A 19,134-nucleotide genomic window follows, 5' to 3' on the forward strand; every position below is an offset into this window, starting at 1 on the left:
ATGAACGAAAAATCTGATCATCGTCGGTACTATGAGGATGAACTCGCTTATCTGCGTGATATGGGGGAAGTTTTTGCTCAGGCCAATCCAGATATTGCAGGCCTACTTTCTCGGCAGTCGCATGATCCCGATATTGAGCGTCTGTTCGAAGCATTTGCTTTTTTAACGGCTCGCCTGCGGCAACGTCTGGAGAGTGGTAATCCGGATTATTCCCATTCTCTGGTATCCGTGTTCTGCCCCGAGTATCTGCGGGCCATTCCGTCCCTGACCATGCTTGAATGTACGGCTGATCCGTCTGGCGAGGTTCTGGTTCTTCCTGCAAAAACAGAAATTCTGTCCCGCGCGATAGAAGGGGAGCAATGCCGCTTTAGAACATGCCGGGCACTCCCTGTTCTGCCTGCCAGTATTGATGCGGTGAGTTGGCAGGAGCGCAACCGCTCAACCCAACTGCAACTTACAGTCAATGTGAGTGCAGGCGAGGGGGCCAGAGTTCTGGCAGGTCGCAACCTGTCCCTTTTTCTGGATGGCGGGCGGGACCGGCGCATTGGCCGCCTGCTGCTGCAGGCTTTGCTCACAGATGTCAGCAGTATCAGCATTTCCAACGGGGAGCAGCAGATTCCGCTTTCTGGCAAACCAGTGCATGTTGGTTTTGACAATGACGGAGCTTTGCTGCCCTGGTCAGTGGGTACGGTGCCAGCGCTGCGCGTCATGCAGGAATATCTGGCGTTTTCATCCGCATTTGTTGCCGTAACCTTGCCTGCGTTCCCTGATGACCTCAAGTTTTCAGAAAATACATGCACCATCACCATTACATTTTCCCGACGGATTAGTCTGCCTGCGTTGCCAGAACCAAACGACTTTCGGCTGAATTGTGTACCCGCCATTAATCTGTTTGAAGAAAAAGGCGAGCCAATCCGCCTGTCCGCGAACAGGTTGGAATACAGGGTACAGCCCAACAAAACGCAGGGCAGTAAAACACAGGTTTACGGAGTTCAAACTGCGCGCGGCATGAGTGCCAATTCCCAAAAACTGATAGACTTTACGGTTTTTGGGCAGTTTGCACATTTGCGCACCAATCATTCGGGGCATTATTTTCAGGTCAGGGTCAAACCGAGTGTTGGGGGGGCGGGGCTGGATCACTGGCTCTCGTTCATTGACGGGCACGAGCAGTTGCTTTTGCCCTCGGTCAGTACGGTTTCCACCACGCTTTTGTGCACCAACGGGGCGCGTGCTGCCTTTATACCGGCTGGCGGGCTTAACACCGTTGGCAGGGCTGTCCGATATGGCGGTGTTATTCGCAATATCATGCCCACAACATCGGAAATCCAACCGCCGCTTGATGAGAATATGATGTGGCGTCTGGTGTCCATGCTGGCGGGGAGTATGCAGCCGCTAGAACATATTACAGCACTTCGGGCCTTGATAGATACGCTGGACTTTGCCGCCTTGCAGGACGAGCAGGCGCGGTTACGCAAAATAAACCGCGCCACAGCACTGCGCGCCGTGCGTACCAGTGCCTTTGACGGCATGGTGCGTGGTTTTCCGGTAAGGGGGATACGCACCAGTCTGGAAATTGATGGTGCAGGCTTTTCCAGCCGGGGGGATGTGTATCTTTTTGGCTTGATGCTCAACACATTTTTCAAGCTCAGCAAGCCGGTGAACACCATCTGGCAGTTTGAACTCCATGATGTGAATGACAACTCGTCCATTCTCTTTCCTGTTAGTCAGGGTAGGAATTCTATCTGATGGCTGGATCAGCAACGCCGCCAATGGATAACGCGGAGGAATGGCGCGGGCGCTTACCCCCGGCAGGCCGCCTGAGCTTTGCGGTGCTGATGAATCTGGTGCAGCATATGCTGCCCGCTACGGATGGGCGGATGGGGCCTATCCTCCTGCGCTCAACGCGGTCATTGGGGTTTCCGGCTTCTGATATTACCGAGGTCAGGGAAAGCAGTGACGTGGGGCCGTTTGCTCTGGAAGCAGATATTGCTTTTATGGGCCTGTATGGACCGTCCTCTCCACTCCCTACGTTCTGGACAGAGCGCGCGATCAGTGATGATGCCGGAGGAAAAGGTCTTAGAGACGTCCTTGACCTTTTTGGTCATATCAGTGCCGAAATTCTGTATCAGGGGTGGGTGCGGAGCAGGCCGCATGTCTTTTTTAACAGACATCGCCCGCAGGAGCTGGCTGCGCTGCTTTTGGCACCCGCCGGAATAGATGTTGACGCACTGGAACCCGAAGATTGTCAAAGGTTGCTACGAGCCGTGCCTCTGCTTCTGGCTCATGATCGTTCAGCGGTCATTCTGGAGCAGATTCTGAGTATCTGTCTGGATATACCCGTATGTATTGAAGAAGGGTGCCTGCGGTTTATAGAACTGGCGGAAGAAGCGCGGTTTACTCTGGGCACAACACAGGTCCGGCTGGGGCAAGGTTTAAGGCTTGGTACCCGTCTGGGCGATATTTCTACAACGATAGCCGTAGTACTTGGCCCCATGAGCCTTGAAAGCTTTGAGACCTTATTGCAAGGCGGGCGCATGCGTCAGGTTCTATGTCGGCTTTTACGGCTTTTGCTGCGCGAGCCCTTGGCCTGTCGTATAGATCTGGTTCTTGCAAATGCGCAGGATGGAACATTCACACTGGGGAAAAGTCAGTTGGGCTGGACCAGTTGGGTCGTCCCCAAGGACGCAGTGCGGTGTCAGACAGGGTTTGCCCTTTAAGGCACTGTGCAGAAAATTGCACAGCATCGGGAAAAAAAATCGCATTTTACAAACCATTCTACTGTCCTAGTCATTAAGCACAGAAGCTTGGCATAAAGGCCAAAAACAGTTTCTGGCATATAATGAATGAAGGATACTGCGGTTATGTCTCAGCCTCTCTATGTCAAAATCACAGGTGCTACTCAGGGCGAAATTACCAAGGGCGCCTTCACGGCGGACAGTGTTGGTAATATTTATCAAGAAGGCCACGAAGACGAGGCTTTCTGTCAGTCCCTCACGTATCATGTCACTCTGCCGCGTGACCCACAGAGCGGTCAGGTGACCGGGCAGCGTGTGCATATGCCTGCAAAACTGATTAAATACGTTGATAAATCTTCCCCCCTGCTGCTTTCCGCGATTGCTGCGGGCGAAGTACTGCAGATTGAAGCCACATTTTTCCGGACATCCACGCAAGGACGGCAGGAAAAATATTACACCGTCAAATTTACCGATGCCGTTGCCGTGGAATACAAGGCGCATACGCCACTTGCGCTGGAACCCAACAATGCCCCTTACCGGGATATGGATGAACTGGCCTTCACGTATCGTAAAATCGATGTAACGCACGATATTGCTGGCACGGCAGGGTCTGACGATTGGCGCAAACCCAAAGCCTAAAGCTTGGGTGACAGTGCATAGCCTGTAGCAGTATTGAGCAAAGTTCGAGAATAACATGACGCAAGCGGAAACAACTTCATCGGATGATTTGGTGTGGCTCAACTGTGTTGAGCCACTGGAGGACAAGGCAGGCCGCACACCGCATAGTGTGATGCTTCAATTGCCCAAAAAAGCGATCATTGCATCCGGTATTGATGATTCCGATAATAAAAAAAATAAAGCCAAACTCTTTCGTTTGACGATTTCCGAACAGGTCTCAGTGCCTTTTAGCGCCGAAGTGGATTTTTTTTCCTATTATCCTTTGGATATGGAAAAAATTCTGACAGGCGATAAAGGGCACACTGTTCGTGCTGTTATAGCGTTTTCTTCCATTCAGCCCGCTGGATCAGCAGAGCAGGCTAAAACGCAGCACTATATGAGCGGCTACCTAGCGGAACTTACAAGCCGTGGTATTGTTGTTGTATCTGAGAACAATCAAACAGATGATCTGTGCCGGTATTATTATCGCGCCCGTATAGCCTCTGTTCAGGAACTGCTGACACATTCCATGCGTCGATGCTGTTATGTCGGTGTGGATTTGAAGAATACCCAGACAGAAGAATCTTACCGCGAGATACAAGAGCAGGGCGACGCACAAAATAGCGCGGCAGGGGGAGGTTCTGGCACGTCGGATGCGGGCAAAGAGCAGAACTTGGGAACATTAAAAGAAGAGTTTAATGCGTTAACGCAGAAATCTCTCCAAAAAAGTCTGAATAATGATAGCATCGAAATGATGATTTCGTACTATTATTCTTTAATATCAGAAGAAAAAAGCAATATAAAAGCAGATGTGGATTTTTTATGGTTTGATGATAATAAATTTCGTCCATCTGTAAATATGGCAACGCAGTTTGATGAAACTGACGCCAATTTTTTGTCCCGGATGGGGTGCCGTTATGGTTATTACTGGGTTGGTTACTTTCCCCCACTTGATGCTGAAAAAGACATAGAGCAGGATTCTGCAAAAGAATTTTATGAAAAAATCAGATTTACCAATTTATCACCACAAAATCTTTCGAATAAAGAAATACCGGTATTTGAACTCTCTGTCGACCCACGTGGCAGTAAGCTAAACGGCGTTATTAAACTTGTGTCTGCTTCCAGGAATGTACAGCAAAGCAAAGTAAAATTACAGAATTTGCGCGATATGTTTTTATCCATGTCTTCCCTTTTGATTATGGGAGGAAGTGAGGAACCTGTTGCTGAAGATGGTAGCGGCAAAGCTGAGCGAGACTATTTTGATTACTGGCGTTATAATGAAGAAATAAGTTTAACACTTCTGAGCGCAGCATGTATTGAGAATGCTGCTAACTTTATGAAGCAAAAATCAAAAAAAGATGCGAGCGTAGATGGTGAACATAAAAACCGTCCCATATCAGATGAGGAAATGGAGCAGTTAATAAAAGAGTCCAGAAGTGATATGGATAAAATAATTTCGGATGAATATAAGGCAAAAACACAATATATATGCGCTTTAAGGGAAAACGAGATTGATGCAAAATCTCTCGTTATAGAAGGTAAGCTCCTTATCTCCCCTTTTGCGGCGGAAAACTATACGCTCAAAGTTGGCCAGCCTTTTAAAATTTCTGTAGATACAAATAGTGATGATGCTAATTTTCTAGGTAGTCTATTAGGCGATCAGTATGGTCATGCGTCTGATGAAAGTGGATTAACATTTGTTCCAATGCGAACAGAGTTAAAGCTGGTTTTTGTATTGCCAGAAGTGGCAGGCATACCGCTTAAGTTTAAGCCTGCAATGGAGCAGGGTTATTCAGAAAATTCATTGTCCATGACTGCACATGCCGTGACTAAAAAAATGCAGGAGAACCCATTTTTTTGTTTGCCGCCTAATTTCAGGGATGTTTTCATTCCCGGTCTTATGCGCGCACAGGTTTGTGGTGGGGAGAATGACGATGCTGTGCCAGTCATTGATAAATATGGGTATTATAAAATCAAATATCCGTTTCCTATTCATTTTCTTAATTCTACGTGTGATGAGGTGGGGGAAACATTGCCCGTGCCCCTGATTGCTTTTTCTGGTGGCTGCAAAACCAATGACAGCCCAGGATTGTATATTCCGCTGATTAATGGAACTGATGTCCTGGTTGCTTTTCAGGAGGGTAATCCAGATGCGCCATGTATTGTCGGCACAACTCCTGATATTGAAATTGGTGCGCAACAAAAAGCAATTTTTGCAAATGAAAGACAAAGCATATTGCAAACCCACAGGGGGGTATCAATAAGAATGAACTACTCGAGAAAAAAAATATAGGTGTTTATACTTATTGATCTTTATGTCTATGTTGTAGGAGTGTGCTATGTCCAAACCTTTGCTAACAGGTAGTGAACTTAAATGTAGTTTTGGCGATACAACAAACCTGTTGTTTGTGACGCCTTTACCAATCTACCCTACATGCGAGGGTAAACAGATTGCTCTAGACAACATGACCGTTCCTTATGTGAATATTAAAATGTTTGGTAAATGCAGCAGTCTAGTCAACCCACTGGTTGCATCTGCTACTGCGGCCGCTTCGGGAGTGCTCCAGCCGCAGGTCTGTACGCCAATGACAGTTGGTGCAAAGTGGGCGCCGGTTTCAACCGTTATGCGGTATGGTAATTGTTGTGTGGCTTTAACGACGAGTAAATGCAGGTGTATTTATCAGGGCGAGATATCTGTCATTAATCCTGTTCAAACACAAGTGACCACCAAATAGAGGCAGAGTGATGTCTGAAAATAATAAAAATGAAATAATACTTCCAGAAGTGGAAGATAGTTTTTCTATTTCTGTTCCTGTTCAGGAATCTCATGGCAGTGCTCTGAGCTATGGGTATTATTTTCGTATGGGTATGCCTGACCCAAACGTAGAAGATAAACTGTCTTTGCCGAAAACAGGTGATTTAGGTAAGGAAATTAATAAATTTATACTTACCCCAGACGATAAAGAGGGGACAGAAAGTTATACAGAAAAATTTGGCGCATTACTCTATGCTTTAGATAAAGTTAATATTGTATCTCCCAAAATAAATATGAGTGCAATGAATGTTGCAACAAAAGCATCACGGAATTTACAATACACATTTTTAAATGATAAGAAAAAAAACCGGGTTAGTAGCATAAAATACAGTACTCCCGGATTGGATTTTCGGTGGTCATTTGGGGCCGATGTAAAAATGGAAGCTGGGGCTAGTAAAAGTTTTGCACTTTCTGCCTCATCATCTACAAAATTAAGTACATCCTTGTCTTTGTCTGCCGCTATGGGGTTTGCCTGGAACCTTGCCGGTAAATTGAATTATTCATGGGGTTCAAACCTTAAGAAAGTTCCGGGTGAATCTGATTCACAATCTGGAATAAGTAAGTATTTTTCTTTTACAACTGCCAGTAAAGATAATTGGTTTTTAAAAACCGGAAAGGATGCGAGGGAGCTTTCTGAGAATAAAACTATTATATCCGAGAAGTCTATAAAATTAATAGTTGATAAATTTGAGCCAAATATAGTAGAAGATGCAATAATATTTAGGTATGCCAATACTTTAACGACTATTTTGGCTAGTTGCACATCTATTTTAGAGTTTGTGGTCTACACGAGCCTCCCTGTGTCTGTAAATATTACTTCTGGAAGCAATGCGCGTTCACAAAGCGCAAATTCAAGCACAGAAAGGGCGGGTGCTTATGCAAAAAAAGCAGATGAAGAGGCCACAAAAGCAGAAAAAAATGGAGACAGCAATGCTGAGGCACTCAGAATAAAAGCTAATGAAAAAAAATCATACGTAAATGCGAAAAAAGCAGAAGAAAAAGCAACAAAATATAAAAACAAAATGAATAAATCAGAAGGTGATGTAAAGAGAGTAGAGGATGAATTAGAAAAACTGGAAGAGGCAGAAAAAAAAGCTGAAGAAGAATCAAAATCGCAAGATATAAAAGAACAAATAGCACTTGAAAAATTCAATGCGGCAGGAGGTAGAGCTTATACTCCAGAAGCTTGGGATAAGGATAAGCAACGTCAGAAAGCAGATTTAAAACGATCTGAATTAATTTCAGCGAGAAATAAAGTAAAAGAAAAAAAAGAGGAGTTGAACAGAAAGAAAGATGCTCTGCGTGAAAATAGAGACAATTATGATAAAGCAAAAGAAAATGCAGAGTCTCTAAAAGACAAAGGATACAATGAACAAAAAGAAAAAGAATACGATTTGGCTAATAAGAAAGAATATTATGCCCTTAAAGAGAAAGAAAAAGAAGATTTTAATTTTTCAGCAATAGAGCTCTCAGCTGCAGCCTCTGTTTTGCAAGCTACCTGTTTGGCTGTTTTGGCAATTTGTAGCACTCTACAGCAATCTTTTCGAGATAAAAAATATTCAGATCATCGGAAAAAATTAGATGAAGCAGCTTCAAAAGCACATCCAACAACTGGCATTGTCATAAATGAGGATAAAATTGAGATAATTAATGGAAAATCAAAAATTGAGGTTAAGGAAAATAAAATAGTAATTTCTGTAGGAAGTTCTCTCATGACGCTTGATGACAAGGGTATTCATATTCAGGGTAGTAAATATACATGTAGTGCAACGGAAGTTATTACAATTTCTTCAGATAATATGATAAACATGACTTCAGATAAGAATATTAATATCTCTAGTACTTCTGTTAAAGTAGCTGAAACAGGAAAAAAGGCTGAGAAGATTGATCTCGAAAAGTCTGCGTCTGCTGGCCAAACTATTGCTGATGTTGCCGAAGAGGCGCCTGGCTCAATGGACCAGCTGACTTCCAGTTCAAATGAGGCGACTGCTGGTGCAGCCAAATTGCAGCCCCCCTCAGGGGTATAAAAATATTCATACTTTTCATACTGTTATTTTTTTTGATCGTTCTGGTTTATTGGGTGAAATACAATGAAAGTTATCAATGAAACACCATGTAAGGTTACGGTTTTAGAGCGCAGCGCAGAAGATCAGCCGCCCGTTGTTATTGTCAAAGCGAGTTTTAACCTTATTCAGAATCTTCCTGCTCAACTGGCGGAGGATTGTTCTGATTTTTCTGCTGATTTACCTTATCAGGACGATATTGGGCGCAGTCTTGCTTGGTCAAATGACATGGAAAGATACAAGCCCAATTTTGATTTTCTTATTCTAGGATCTTTTTTTGCTCCGCAAGGCAACGCTCTGCCGCAATCCATGGTTGGCTTTCAGTTTGGCCCAATGGAAAAAAAAATGCGCATTATTGGTCCTCGCGTTGCAATGGTCGATGCCGAAGGGGAGTGGGAGGTGACGCCGCCAGCTCCGTTAGCTGAACTCCCTTTGCGTTGGGAGTTTAGTGCGGGGGGGCTGGATGACCCACGTAATCCGTTTGGCATGGGCATGGATGCGCAGCCCAGACCAGATAATTGCCCCGGAGCACTTTATACACTCCCGATGATTGAGGGGGTAGATGATCCGCCATGGACCCCTGTACGCTCGGTTGAGCCTGTAAATATGGCACCAGAACCTGTTTTTTTTAATTCCAGACAAAAAAAAATGGGAACAATAGACCGTCGCTGGATGTTGTTCCGTGCTCCGTTACCGCCTGTGGATTTTGACCCGAGTTCAGCCAATGCTGCACCTGAAGGGCAGCAGGCTGTGGGGGAGCCTTATGGTAACGAGGTGATGCGTTTTGCCAACATGCACCCTCAGCATCCTATTTTTGCTGCCTTATTACCCGAACAGATTCCTTTTGTTGCCGTGATCCCCGAAGGTGCGACACAGGCACAGGCTGTAGCGCTTAAGCTGGATACCATTGTTGCCCAGCCCGATCAGGAAAAGCTGACTATCTTATGGCGTGCTCCGTTGCCTGAGATAGAGAATAGAGACGATATAGAACTCCTTGTATGCGAAATGTGGCCTGTAGGTGGTAGCCGCCAACAGATGGCTGATGAATTTTTCACTAAAGTGGAAAAAGAAAAAAACGAACAATTAAGTCATGAAAAAATAGCAAAAGATAAAATCAATGAACAAATTAAAAAAAATCAGGAAGAACGCATAAAGTCTGAGAACGAAAAAAATGTTGCAGAAGAACTTATTCTTAAAAAGAATATCGATGATATTTTGAAAGATATGGAAATTCCAGAAGATTTAAAAAATACGGTCAGAAACGCGTCTGATACCGAAGGCATAATAGGTCCATTGGTCGAGCACGTGCAAGAATTGAAAGACGCATTGGATCGTGATTATGGGCATTTATACAAGCCTTATTTGAAAGACTGATGTTGGGTTAACGATTTTCTTTGATCGTGTAATAGGCTGCTCGGTACAGGTCAGGACAACTGTAGTGAGCAGCAATTATTCTAACAGATCGCTTATGCGGGTATGAGAATAGGGAGTGATCTGAGTAGTCGCACTCCCATTCCTGCTGTTTGGGGGTATGTGTTGCTCTGACAGTGCGGCAGTATCTCTCCCCCAATGGGGCTTTTCCCTATGATGCGCACCACGTCTGGTGATTGTACAATCAGGCAGATGAAAAGGTTAAGCTGTCCACGACTTTTGTTCATCTATAAAGCGCAGACATAAGGCAGCAGCGCTGGACATCAACCCTTTCCGGGCATGGCAGAGTGCGAGAGTGGTTGGACGCAAGCCGGGATCTGACAGTGGCACGAAACTTAAACGGCCCTCATCACGCGCCTGAGCGACATCAAGTTGGCTGAGGACAGAAACGCCGCTTCCCTGAGCAACCAGAGAGCGGATTACGGCGATATTGTTGGATGACAGAGCAGAATTGATTTTCAGCCCGGTCGAGACTTCGAGCATGCGGAACTGCTCGGCAATCTCCAGCGGGTCAACTGGGCGTATGACATTTTCCTCCGAAAGCTGATTGAACCGAAGGGTTTTGGCGCTCTGCAATCTGTGCCCACGGGGCATGACCACGCCAAGCGGAATTTCGCGAAACGCACGCACGGTGATGTCCCGCGAGGACTGAGGGTTCAACAACAGCCCAAGGTCGCACGCACCCTGCGCAACGCTCTGCGCAATACTGTCGTTAGGTAGCACACAGATTTCGAGCGCGATGCCGGGGTAGCGGGCGTGCATTGTTGCAATAACACGGGGTAAAAAGCCGTGCGCCAGGGCCTCGATCACGGCCATGCGCACGGCTCCGCGGCGTAAACCCTCCAGATCGTCAATCTGCTCGCGTATCCTTGCAAAGTCCTTCCGCCAGTCGAGCGCACCCCGAAGGAGGAACTCGCCTGCCGAGGTCAGGCGCATGCCACTTGGCAGGCGGTTGAACAGTGGCACGCCCATATCTTCTTCCGCTGCCAGAATCTGGCGGTCGACCGCGGATGCTGAGACATTCAGGTGCTCTGATGCCTTGCGGACAGAGCCCTGTCGGGCGACCTCGACAAAATAGATCAGCATTCGGGAGAAAGGCTGCACTTCGAGCGTTCTCTTTTTCTCAATGATAAATCAAAAAAATGATGTTTGAAGTTTACACGGTCGGTCCGCATGCTTCCAGTCGCTCAGTAGCTTCTGCATAGGATGACCCGGCACATGACAACCCTTACAGTATCTGCCCCTTCGCTTGACCTGCCCAGAAACTGCACTTTTGACCCAGATGACTGGCGTATTCTCGCGCGGCAATGGTACGCTGTGGCCCTCATCCGAGATGTGGAGAAGGACGGCGTTGTTGGGGCGACCCTGCTGGATGAGCGGCTGGTTGTTTATAAGGTCGATGATGACATTGTCGTGGCGAACGAGTTGTGCACACATCGCGGTGTTCCGCTGACACTTGGCACGAACCGTGATTGCAAGGGTGTGCGCTGCCCCTATCACGGGCTTCAGTTCGGAAAGGGCGGTAAGTGCATTAAGGTACCCGCACATCCTGATAACGGTATTCCGAGCAAGCTGAACCTGAAATCCTACCCGGTTGTGCTGCGTTACGGGCTTGTATGGACGTGCCTGAGTCCCGGCGAGGAGGGGGCAATCGCCGATGTCCCCTTCATGCCGCACTGGGACGATGCGGGATTCCAGCAGATCAACTGCCCGGCCTTTGATATTGCGGGCTTTGCGGGGCGGCAGGTTGAAGGGTTTCTTGATGTCGCGCATTTTGCCTTTATTCACACCGAGACGTTTGCAGACCCGGACAACGCCCTTGTGCCGTCTTATGAGACCCGGCCGACAGCGGTTGGTTTTGAGGCGGAATATTACAGCACCGTTGGGAATTATCCGCATGGCAAGCAGGATGAAACACCCAAGGATTTTCTATGGCTGAGGCATTTTCGTGCGCATCTGCCTTTTACCGCCCATTTGACCGTTCATTTTCCCGAAGGGGGGCGTCTTTCCATCCTCAATGCGGCCTCGCCGGTTTCAGCACGGAAAACGCGTCTGTTTGTCCCGATTGCCCGGAACTTTGATACGGATCGCCCTGTGCAGGAGGTCTATGACTTCAATCGCAAGGTTTTTGAAGAAGACGCCACAATGGTCGAACAACAAAAGCCGGAAAACCTGCCGCTTGATCCGCGTTTGGAAGCACATATCCCGGCGGATAGAAGCTCGATCAATTATCGCAGGGGCCTACGTGAGATGGGCCTTAGCCAGTTCTTTGTCGCCTGATACCTGCCATGGAACTGATCGTCTCGGCCATTCGCATCAATGGTGACAACAACCTCGATATCGAACTGATCTGCCCAAAGGGTAATGACCTGCCCCCTTTTGCGCCGGGAGCACATATCGATGTCCGGACACCATCTGGTCAAATCAGGCAATATTCGCTCTGTGGTTCCCCCATGGAGCGGCGCGTGTATCGGATTTGTGTGCGCAGGGATGTGCGTTCGCAAGGTGGTTCTCTATCCCTTCATACTGACCTGCGGGTACGCGCGCAGGTCACGGTCTCGGAGCCACGCAACCTGTTCAAATTGCCCAATGCGCGGCGCTATCTTCTTTTTTCTGCGGGGATCGGCATTACGCCCATCATCACAATGGCGCGCTGGCTTGTCTCCAACGGCAGTCATGTTGAATGGTCGCATTACGAGGGATGCCGGTCATCTGTCGCTTTTCTTGACGAAGTGAGTTCAGGCACTTTAAAAAATGTGACAACGCTTTACCTCAGTGATGAAGGTGCCAGTTTTCGAAAATCTGTACCGGCAAACCTCCTGCAACCTGCCCCCGACACAGCCATTATTGCCTGCGGGCCTGAGGGTTTTCTCACGCTTTTGGAAAAACGTATGGCTGAAGCAGGGTGGTCCCCGACGCAGCTTTACAGCGAACGCTTTCGTGCGGCCCCTGCAGGTGCTTTGAGCAACACGGGCAAGGACGAGTTTGTTGTGCAGCTTGCATCGTCTGGTCAATGCTTCACTGTTGGGGCTGAGGATACGATCGCCCAGGTGCTGATGGAAAATGGTGTTCCCGTTGCACTGTCGTGCGAGCAGGGCATGTGTGGCGCGTGCCTTACCCGTGTTCTTGAAGGCGTGCCCGATCATAGGGACGTTGTACTCAGTGCCGCTGAACGTGAGGCATGTAATCAGATGGCAATCTGTTGTTCGCGCTCAAAATCACCGCGGCTGGTTCTGGATATTTAAACTTCTGCCGTATGTTTTGTGGAAAAAACATCCATTGCAGCGTTGATCCGCAAAGACCACACGACATGACATTCCGGCGTCAACATCTGCCATGAAGGCGTGAGCAAAAACGTAGCACTCCCGGCAGAGCGGGGCTTTATAACGTGGACGCATCACGCAGGAGGAGGCGGGCCACCACGCCAGCGCGCGCACCCGGGCCGGGCGGTGCGAAGGCCTGCCCGGCAACAAATACGCCTTCCATGAGCAATACCAGGCCAGCCGCCAGAGCCTCATGGTCGGGGGCGTTCAGTAGTGCAACGCGCGAGGCAATCCAGTCGGCCATTGCCTGCTTCAGTCGTGCGGCCTCCCTGCGGACGGGGTGGTTGCGGTCGGGGAACTCTACAATTGCGTTTGTCAGCCCGCAGCCACGATAGGCCGGGTGGGAGGCCCGTTCAGCCAGACCGTCGAAATAGGTAAGGAGCTGGCCGCGCGGGTCGTCAGGGCAGGCGGCCTCGGCGTCCTCAAAGCGTGTGCGGCAGGTCCGGTAAAATTCATCAAGGTAAACCGCCGCCAAGCCGTCCTTGGACTCATAGGCGCGGTAGAGTGATGGCTTGGTAACGCCCGCGTTCTGCACGATCTCCTCAACACCAACACTGCGTATTCCGTTGCTATAGAACAGTTCGCGCGCTGAGATTCGAATACGTTCGGCGGCGCTGACGCCGGTGATGGGTCGCTTCATGGCATATTTCCGCTTGACGATGTTACCGACCGGTACCTACGCTGGGTATATTGTAACTTACCGGTCAGTCATATGAGCAGAAACCTTCACATCCGCAAGGGTGCCGTCTTTGTGGTCGTCGTGGCGCTCACTTTTCTTTCCCTGCTGGCATCGGCAGGCGTGCGCGCAACGCCCGGTGTTTTGATGATGCCTTTGCAAATGGAGTTGGGGTGGAGCCGGGCCACGGTCTCGTCGGTCGCAGCATTTGGTATTTTTCTTTACGGTTTTGTGGGGCCGTTCTCGGCGGCGCTGATGCAGTCAATCGGCATCCGGCGCACGCTGGTCGGCGCACTCCTGCTGATTGGTGCAGCATCCGGACTTTCGCTGTTTATGGCAGTGCCGTGGCAATTTTTTCTCACATGGGGCCTGCTGACCGGTCTTGGCACGGGGGCGGTTGCCATGGTGCTGGGTGCTACGGTTGTTAATCGCTGGTTTGTGGCGCGTCGCGGCATGGTCATGGGTTTGCTTGCGGCGAGCACGGCCACGGGGTCGCTACTGTTCCTGCCCGTGCAGGCATCCCTCGCGCAGACATATGGCTGGCGCGGCCCCATTGTTGCTGTGACGGTTGTGTGTTTGTGCCTTGCACCACTCGTGGCGTTGTTCCTGCCTGAGCACCCCGAGCGTCTGGGGCTGGTGCCGCATGGGGCGCAGGCAGGATATGCCCCTCCCGCGCGCCCATCGGGCCATCCGTTGCGCATTGCGGTATCGGCCTTGCGTGGAGCGATGGTGACGCGGGATTTCTGGCTGCTGTTCCTGACGTTCTTCGTGTGCGGGTTCACGACAAATGGGCTGATTGGCACGCATTTTATTGCAATCTGTGCCGACCACGGTGTTGGTGCGGTCCCGGCGGCGGGGTATCTTGCGCTCATGGGCTTTTTCGACCTGTTCGGCACGACTGCCTCGGGCTGGCTTACCGACCGGGTGGATGCGCGGCGGTTACTTTTCGCCTATTACGGACTGCGCGGCCTGTCGCTGATGGCGCTGCCGTTTGTGGACTTTCACGGTGCAAGTCTGACTCTGTTCGGCGTGTTTTATGGTCTGGACTGGATTGCTACGGTGCCACCGACGTTGCGCCTTGCCAATGCAGCCTTTGGCGAGGCGCGTGCGCCGGTCGTATTCGGGTGGATTGTGTTTGGCCACCAAATTGGCGCGGCCCTTGCCGCGTCGCTTGCGGGTGTGCTGCGGCAGGCACAGGGAAGCTACCGTGACATGCTGGTAATGGCCGGGTTTGCCGGTGTGGTCGCTGCGCTGATGGCCCTGCGGATCGGGCGGTCCCCAGCGCAGGGTGTTGCAGTTCTCCATCAGCAACCCTGACCACACTCTTTTTAAAAGCTCATGGGGGATTGGAAGAGTTTGGCAAAGTGCGCGCTGTTTGAATATCCAGCCTGCCCACCCGAATGTAGTGGTCGGTGCTGATTTTTGCGGCCATGCTTATTGGAGGGGTAAAAACAAGCAAGGCCCACCAGAGGTGAGCCTTGCCCGTTGTATCGTTTGGCAATAACACCAGTAGCCGCTCACTACTGTTTTACTACACAAGCGTAAAAGACCATATCCGGACTATAATTTCAAGAAAAATAATTGTGAAAATACAAGATATTTTATGGTGTTTTTAATTCCGTAATTTATTTTTGCATAGCTGTCCTCTGTTATTTTAAATTACGGTGCAGCAATGCCCGTTGCAGTGCTCAGTAGGTAAAGTTCATTCTGGCGCCGACAAAGCGGGGGTTGCCGGGGATGACGGAGTAGAAGGTCGATTGTGTCCCCCCTGACAGCCAATAGTGGCGGTCTGCAAGGTTCTGGCCGTAAACTGTTACGGACCAATGCTGGTCGGGTGCGGCAAAAGTCAAAAAGCTGTTGACCAGAAAATAGGCGGGAGCACGGTAGTAACCACCCATGCCAATATATTGTGGTTGTGTCTGTGCGCCGCGGTAGCTGTAATCGACATCAAATGTCATCTGGTAGTTTTTAAGGAGCTTCCATGTGTAGGTGGCAGCACCGCTGAGTGTCAGGTTGGCCAGCCCCATGGATTGGTTGTTGTAGTTTGTGTTAACGGCGGTCCACTGGTGTGTCTGGTCATACAGTGCGGTGGTGGCGGATTTGTTAACCCCCTGATACTGGCTGTAAACACCGTGCTGGTAACCAAAGTTCTGGCTGAGCGTCATCCCCCGGAACGGGCGGACAAGCGTGTTGAATTCCGCACCATAAATATAGGAGCGCGGGGCGTTAACGTAAGCGCCCTGCACACCATAAACAGGCACCACAATGCTGCCGAGCATCTGCTGGTCGCGGTAGTCATTATAAAAACCGGCTGCGTTAAACTGCACCTTGTCGTTGAAGAAGGAGGATTTGAAGCCCCCTTCGTAGGAGAGCACCTGCTCGGGTTTGAAGGGGCGCAACTGCTCGGGTGTGCTGGTCATGTTGGCCGAAAAACCACCCGGTTTAAAGCCACGGCGGAAGTCCACATAGGTCATGAACTGTGGCGTAATCTGGTATTCAAGCCCGACACGGCCAGAAAACTGGTTGGCCAGCGCACCGCTGGAGCCATAGGCTATGCTTTTGGTTGCGGCCGCGCCAGAGTAGGTGGTGCCAACAAGGTTGGTCAGGCGGCGGTCGTCCGATTCATGGCTGATGGCGCCAATCAGGCGTAAACCCTTGATCAGCCGGTAGGAAAGCTGGGCAAACTGGTTGAAGGTCTGCTGTTCCTGCCCATAAGCGGTTTTGTAAAAATACAGGCCCTTGTCGGTTGCCGCATAGCGGGTGGACATGTCGTACCAGAAGTTATCGGACGTGCGGCCACGGTTGTAATACATGCCCACCAGCCACTGAAAGCGGTCCGCCGCATTGTTGGAGGACAGCTTGATCTCTTGCGAGAAGAAGTTGGTCTGGTTGTTACGGTACATATTGCCGTAAGCGCCAACCGTATTTGTCTGGTCGGACAGTTCGTGCTCGTCCAGCATCTCATACGCGCTGAGGGTCGTCAGCTTTGCCCACGAAAAATCTTTGGTAAACCGCACATTGGCACCCCAGGACAGGTTGTTCTCACGCGGTTTCTGGTTTTTGTCGTTCACACCTATCATGTTGGCAAACTGTGGGCTGAGCCCCCAGTTGGTCTGCATGATGTCCGTGTTGGGGCTAATGCCGTAGCTGTTGGTCATGATCGCACCTGCTGGGGCATCGGACTGGTCGGTTGTCCAGTGGCCGCCAAAGTCCAGGCGTGTTGTGTCATCAAGCTGCCAGCGGAGTTTGCCGCGCAATGCGCCAATATCGGCATTGCCAAAGCCCTGACCCTGACTGTTGTGCTGGAAGCCGCCCCCGGTCAGGGATTGCCCGGCAATACGGTAGGAGAGGGATTTGCCAATCGGGCCGGACAGGTAACCTTCCACCCGGTTGCGGCCATAGCTGGCAATATCTTCGGTAAGACCGGCATGGAAGGTGCGCGTGGGGTCAGCGGTGTGGAAGTTGATCTCGCCCCCCGTGGTGGTCTGCCCATGTGTAAAGCCGGACTGGCCGGGGTTTACGGTCACCGTGTCCATGTCAAACATGATCCCCGATGTCATGACACTCACAGGCAGGGCCACGTCATCCAGATACGGCATGACCGAAGGTACGTTGTTTTGCGTCAGGTCGGCCATGCCCACGCCACGGAGGGAAAAGTTGAGCCCCGCCGAGCCGTTGGAGGGCTGAATGGTCAGGTTGGGGGCAACCCGGATCAGGTCGGTCATCTGCCGCACGTTGCGCTCGCGCAGTTCCTGCGCGGTTATGCGCGTAGCAGAATCCGGCACATGCTGCTGGTTGCGGAACGGGTCGCGCCTTGTGTGAACATCCACATTCTCACCATCCTTGGCGGAGAGCGAGCCCGTGCCGTGTTTGCGTGCGGCCCTGTGCTGTGTGGTGGCAGCCGCTTTGGCGTGCCCCGCATGGGCCTGTGCGCCCGGTGCGCTCTGGGTTGCGGCGGCACTCTCCCCCACCCAGGACGTGGCCAGAGCCAGCGTGGAACACGACAGAAGCACTTTAAGCGGTACGGGGCGACGTGCAGGGCGCATAACTGTTGTCATCCGCGAGAAAAGTGGGAACGATTTGGACGAGAACTGAAAAAAACGGGACATTCATTCACCCTCAGGGCTACCATGTTGAGCGATTTTTAAAACATGCTTGAGGTCTGCGGAGGTATCCGGAGAAGTGCTGCGATGGGATAGGATGGCCTGAACCGTGAGGTCATCAATGTCGTTTTCCCATCTGGCGACAACACATGCGGCAACACAGTTGCCTGCAATATTGCCAAACGCTCGGGCGATACCGACAAACCAGTCGACCGAAACCAGAAGAATAAGCCCAACACCGGGGATTTGCGGCACCATGGACAGTGTTGCGCTCAGAATAACAATGGCCATGCCCGGCACACCGTGGGCGCCCTTGGCCGTGAGCAGTGCGGTAATAATAACCGGCAGAAGCTGCCCCCAGCTGAGGGTGACATGGGCAACCTGTGTTAAAAACAGGATGGACAGACCAAGGTAGAGGGAGAGGGCATCAAGGTTAAAGGAATAACCGGCAGGAATAACAATACCGACTGTTCTGGACCCCAGCCCCATACGGATCAGTTTGCTCATGACTGACGGCAGCACCGCATCGGAGGATGTGGTGGCCAGCACAATCAGCATTTCCTCGCGCAGGTAACGCAGGAGAGAAAAAATGCTGATTTTGCCAAAAACTTTGAGCGTTATGCCAAGAATAACAAACACAAAAAACAGAACGGACAAAAAGTACAAGGCAAGGAACGCCAGCAGCGGCATCACCGAATACAGGCCGTAATGCGCAATGGTGTAGCTGACCGCCCCAAACACGCCCACAGGGGCAAGGCGGATGATAAACCCCATGATCTGGAAAAAAAGACTGCCCAGTGCGTCAATCAGGCGCGCAACCGGCTCAGCAGGCTTGCCCACCACCAGCATGGCGCAGCCAAAAATAATGGCGAACACCACAACCTGAATAATATCGTTGCGGCTGAAGGCATCGACCGGGTTAAGGGGCACCAGATGCAGGAAAAACTCCCCCACGCTACCCGCCCCATGCGTTGCGGGGTGTGGTGTGCCTGCCTGCTGGGCGGGTAGGGTAAAGCCTGCACCGGGCTGGAACACAAAAGCCACCAGCAGGCCAAAGCCAAGGGCAATGGATGTCATGGCCTCAAAATAGGTCAGGGCCTTTACGCCAAGCCGCCCGACCGTGCCAAGGCTCTCGGCCCCGACAATGCCCTGCACCAGCACGCAGAAAATCAGCGGGGCCGCGATCATGGAGATCAGCTTGAGGAACAGGTCGCTCAGAACGCGGCAATCCTGTGCAAACTCGGGAAAAACAATGCCACACACGCCGCCCATAAGGGTCATCAGGACGATCTGCACGAACAAAAAGCGGCCGCTCAGGAGCTTCATGAGTG

Annotated in this window: 14 protein-coding genes; 10 read left to right on the top strand and 4 right to left on the bottom strand. The window is 50.6% G+C overall.

What is annotated here, in order from left to right:
- The 7 genes from tssF (at window position 1) to HK26_RS05435 (ending at window position 9,644) form a co-directional block, all read left to right on the top strand.
- The gene (tssF, locus tag HK26_RS05405; RefSeq protein WP_180539338.1) at window positions 1–1,746 is read left to right on the top strand and encodes a type VI secretion system baseplate subunit TssF; all 1,746 of its coding nucleotides are present in this window, start codon (window positions 1–3) and stop codon (window positions 1,744–1,746) included.
- Window positions 1,746–2,717 carry a type VI secretion system baseplate subunit TssG gene (gene tssG, locus HK26_RS05410; RefSeq protein WP_086638842.1) on the top strand — a complete coding sequence of 324 codons (972 nt, stop codon included), beginning with the start codon at window positions 1,746–1,748 and terminating at the stop codon, window positions 2,715–2,717. Before tssF ends, tssG begins: the two co-directional genes overlap by 1 nt.
- Before the next feature lie 144 nt (window positions 2,718–2,861).
- The gene (locus HK26_RS05415) at window positions 2,862–3,374 is read left to right on the top strand and encodes an Hcp family type VI secretion system effector (RefSeq protein ID WP_086638913.1); all 513 of its coding nucleotides are present in this window, start codon (window positions 2,862–2,864) and stop codon (window positions 3,372–3,374) included.
- Window positions 3,375–3,429: 55 nt separating this feature from the next.
- Complete coding sequence (locus tag HK26_RS05420) at window positions 3,430–5,685, top strand: hypothetical protein (protein ID WP_086638843.1); 2,256 nt, start codon at window positions 3,430–3,432, stop codon at window positions 5,683–5,685.
- Between the two features lie 46 nt (window positions 5,686–5,731).
- Window positions 5,732–6,127, top strand: a complete 396-nt coding sequence (locus tag HK26_RS05425) for a DUF4280 domain-containing protein (protein WP_086638844.1) — start codon at window positions 5,732–5,734, stop codon at window positions 6,125–6,127.
- A gap of 10 nt (window positions 6,128–6,137) precedes the next feature.
- Window positions 6,138–8,234 (top strand): hypothetical protein, encoded by a 2,097-nt coding sequence (locus HK26_RS13190; RefSeq protein ID WP_143296290.1) that lies wholly within the window; start codon window positions 6,138–6,140, stop codon window positions 8,232–8,234.
- A 63-nt stretch (window positions 8,235–8,297) separates the two neighbouring features.
- A complete protein-coding gene (locus HK26_RS05435) occupies window positions 8,298–9,644 on the top strand; it encodes a DUF2169 domain-containing protein (RefSeq protein ID WP_086638846.1) in 1,347 nt (448 codons plus the stop codon).
- Between the two features lie 258 nt (window positions 9,645–9,902).
- Here HK26_RS05435 and HK26_RS05440 read toward each other — a convergent pair whose 3' ends face one another.
- Window positions 9,903–10,787 (bottom strand): LysR family transcriptional regulator, encoded by an 885-nt coding sequence (locus HK26_RS05440; RefSeq protein WP_086638847.1) that lies wholly within the window; start codon window positions 10,785–10,787, stop codon window positions 9,903–9,905.
- A 132-nt stretch (window positions 10,788–10,919) separates the two neighbouring features.
- On the opposite strand from HK26_RS05440, the gene HK26_RS05445 reads away from it, so the two are divergent.
- Together HK26_RS05445 and HK26_RS05450 are read left to right on the top strand one after the other, a co-directional pair.
- Window positions 10,920–11,981, top strand: a complete 1,062-nt coding sequence (locus HK26_RS05445) for an aromatic ring-hydroxylating oxygenase subunit alpha (protein ID WP_086638914.1) — start codon at window positions 10,920–10,922, stop codon at window positions 11,979–11,981.
- Window positions 11,982–11,989: 8 nt separating this feature from the next.
- Window positions 11,990–12,946, top strand: a complete 957-nt coding sequence (locus HK26_RS05450) for a PDR/VanB family oxidoreductase (RefSeq protein ID WP_086638848.1) — start codon at window positions 11,990–11,992, stop codon at window positions 12,944–12,946.
- Between the two features lie 136 nt (window positions 12,947–13,082).
- Here HK26_RS05450 and HK26_RS05455 read toward each other — a convergent pair whose 3' ends face one another.
- Complete coding sequence (locus tag HK26_RS05455) at window positions 13,083–13,664, bottom strand: TetR/AcrR family transcriptional regulator (protein WP_086638849.1); 582 nt, start codon at window positions 13,662–13,664, stop codon at window positions 13,083–13,085.
- A 72-nt stretch (window positions 13,665–13,736) separates the two neighbouring features.
- Between HK26_RS05455 and HK26_RS05460 the strand changes: the two genes are divergently transcribed.
- Window positions 13,737–15,017, top strand: a complete 1,281-nt coding sequence (locus HK26_RS05460) for an MFS transporter (protein WP_086638850.1) — start codon at window positions 13,737–13,739, stop codon at window positions 15,015–15,017.
- A gap of 371 nt (window positions 15,018–15,388) precedes the next feature.
- Here the strand turns inward: HK26_RS05460 and HK26_RS05465 are convergent, their stop codons facing one another.
- Together HK26_RS05465 and HK26_RS05470 are read right to left on the bottom strand one after the other, a co-directional pair.
- Entirely contained in the window at window positions 15,389–17,809 is a 2,421-nt protein-coding gene (locus HK26_RS05465; RefSeq protein WP_257640868.1) for a TonB-dependent receptor, read from the bottom strand.
- Entirely contained in the window at window positions 17,810–19,129 is a 1,320-nt protein-coding gene (locus HK26_RS05470) for a cation:dicarboxylate symporter family transporter (protein ID WP_086638851.1), read from the bottom strand.
- Window positions 19,130–19,134: the final 5 nt, after the last annotated feature.

Origin of the sequence: Acetobacter okinawensis, from assembly GCF_002153655.1 — a bacterium.
Classification (GTDB): domain Bacteria; phylum Pseudomonadota; class Alphaproteobacteria; order Acetobacterales; family Acetobacteraceae; genus Acetobacter; species Acetobacter okinawensis_A.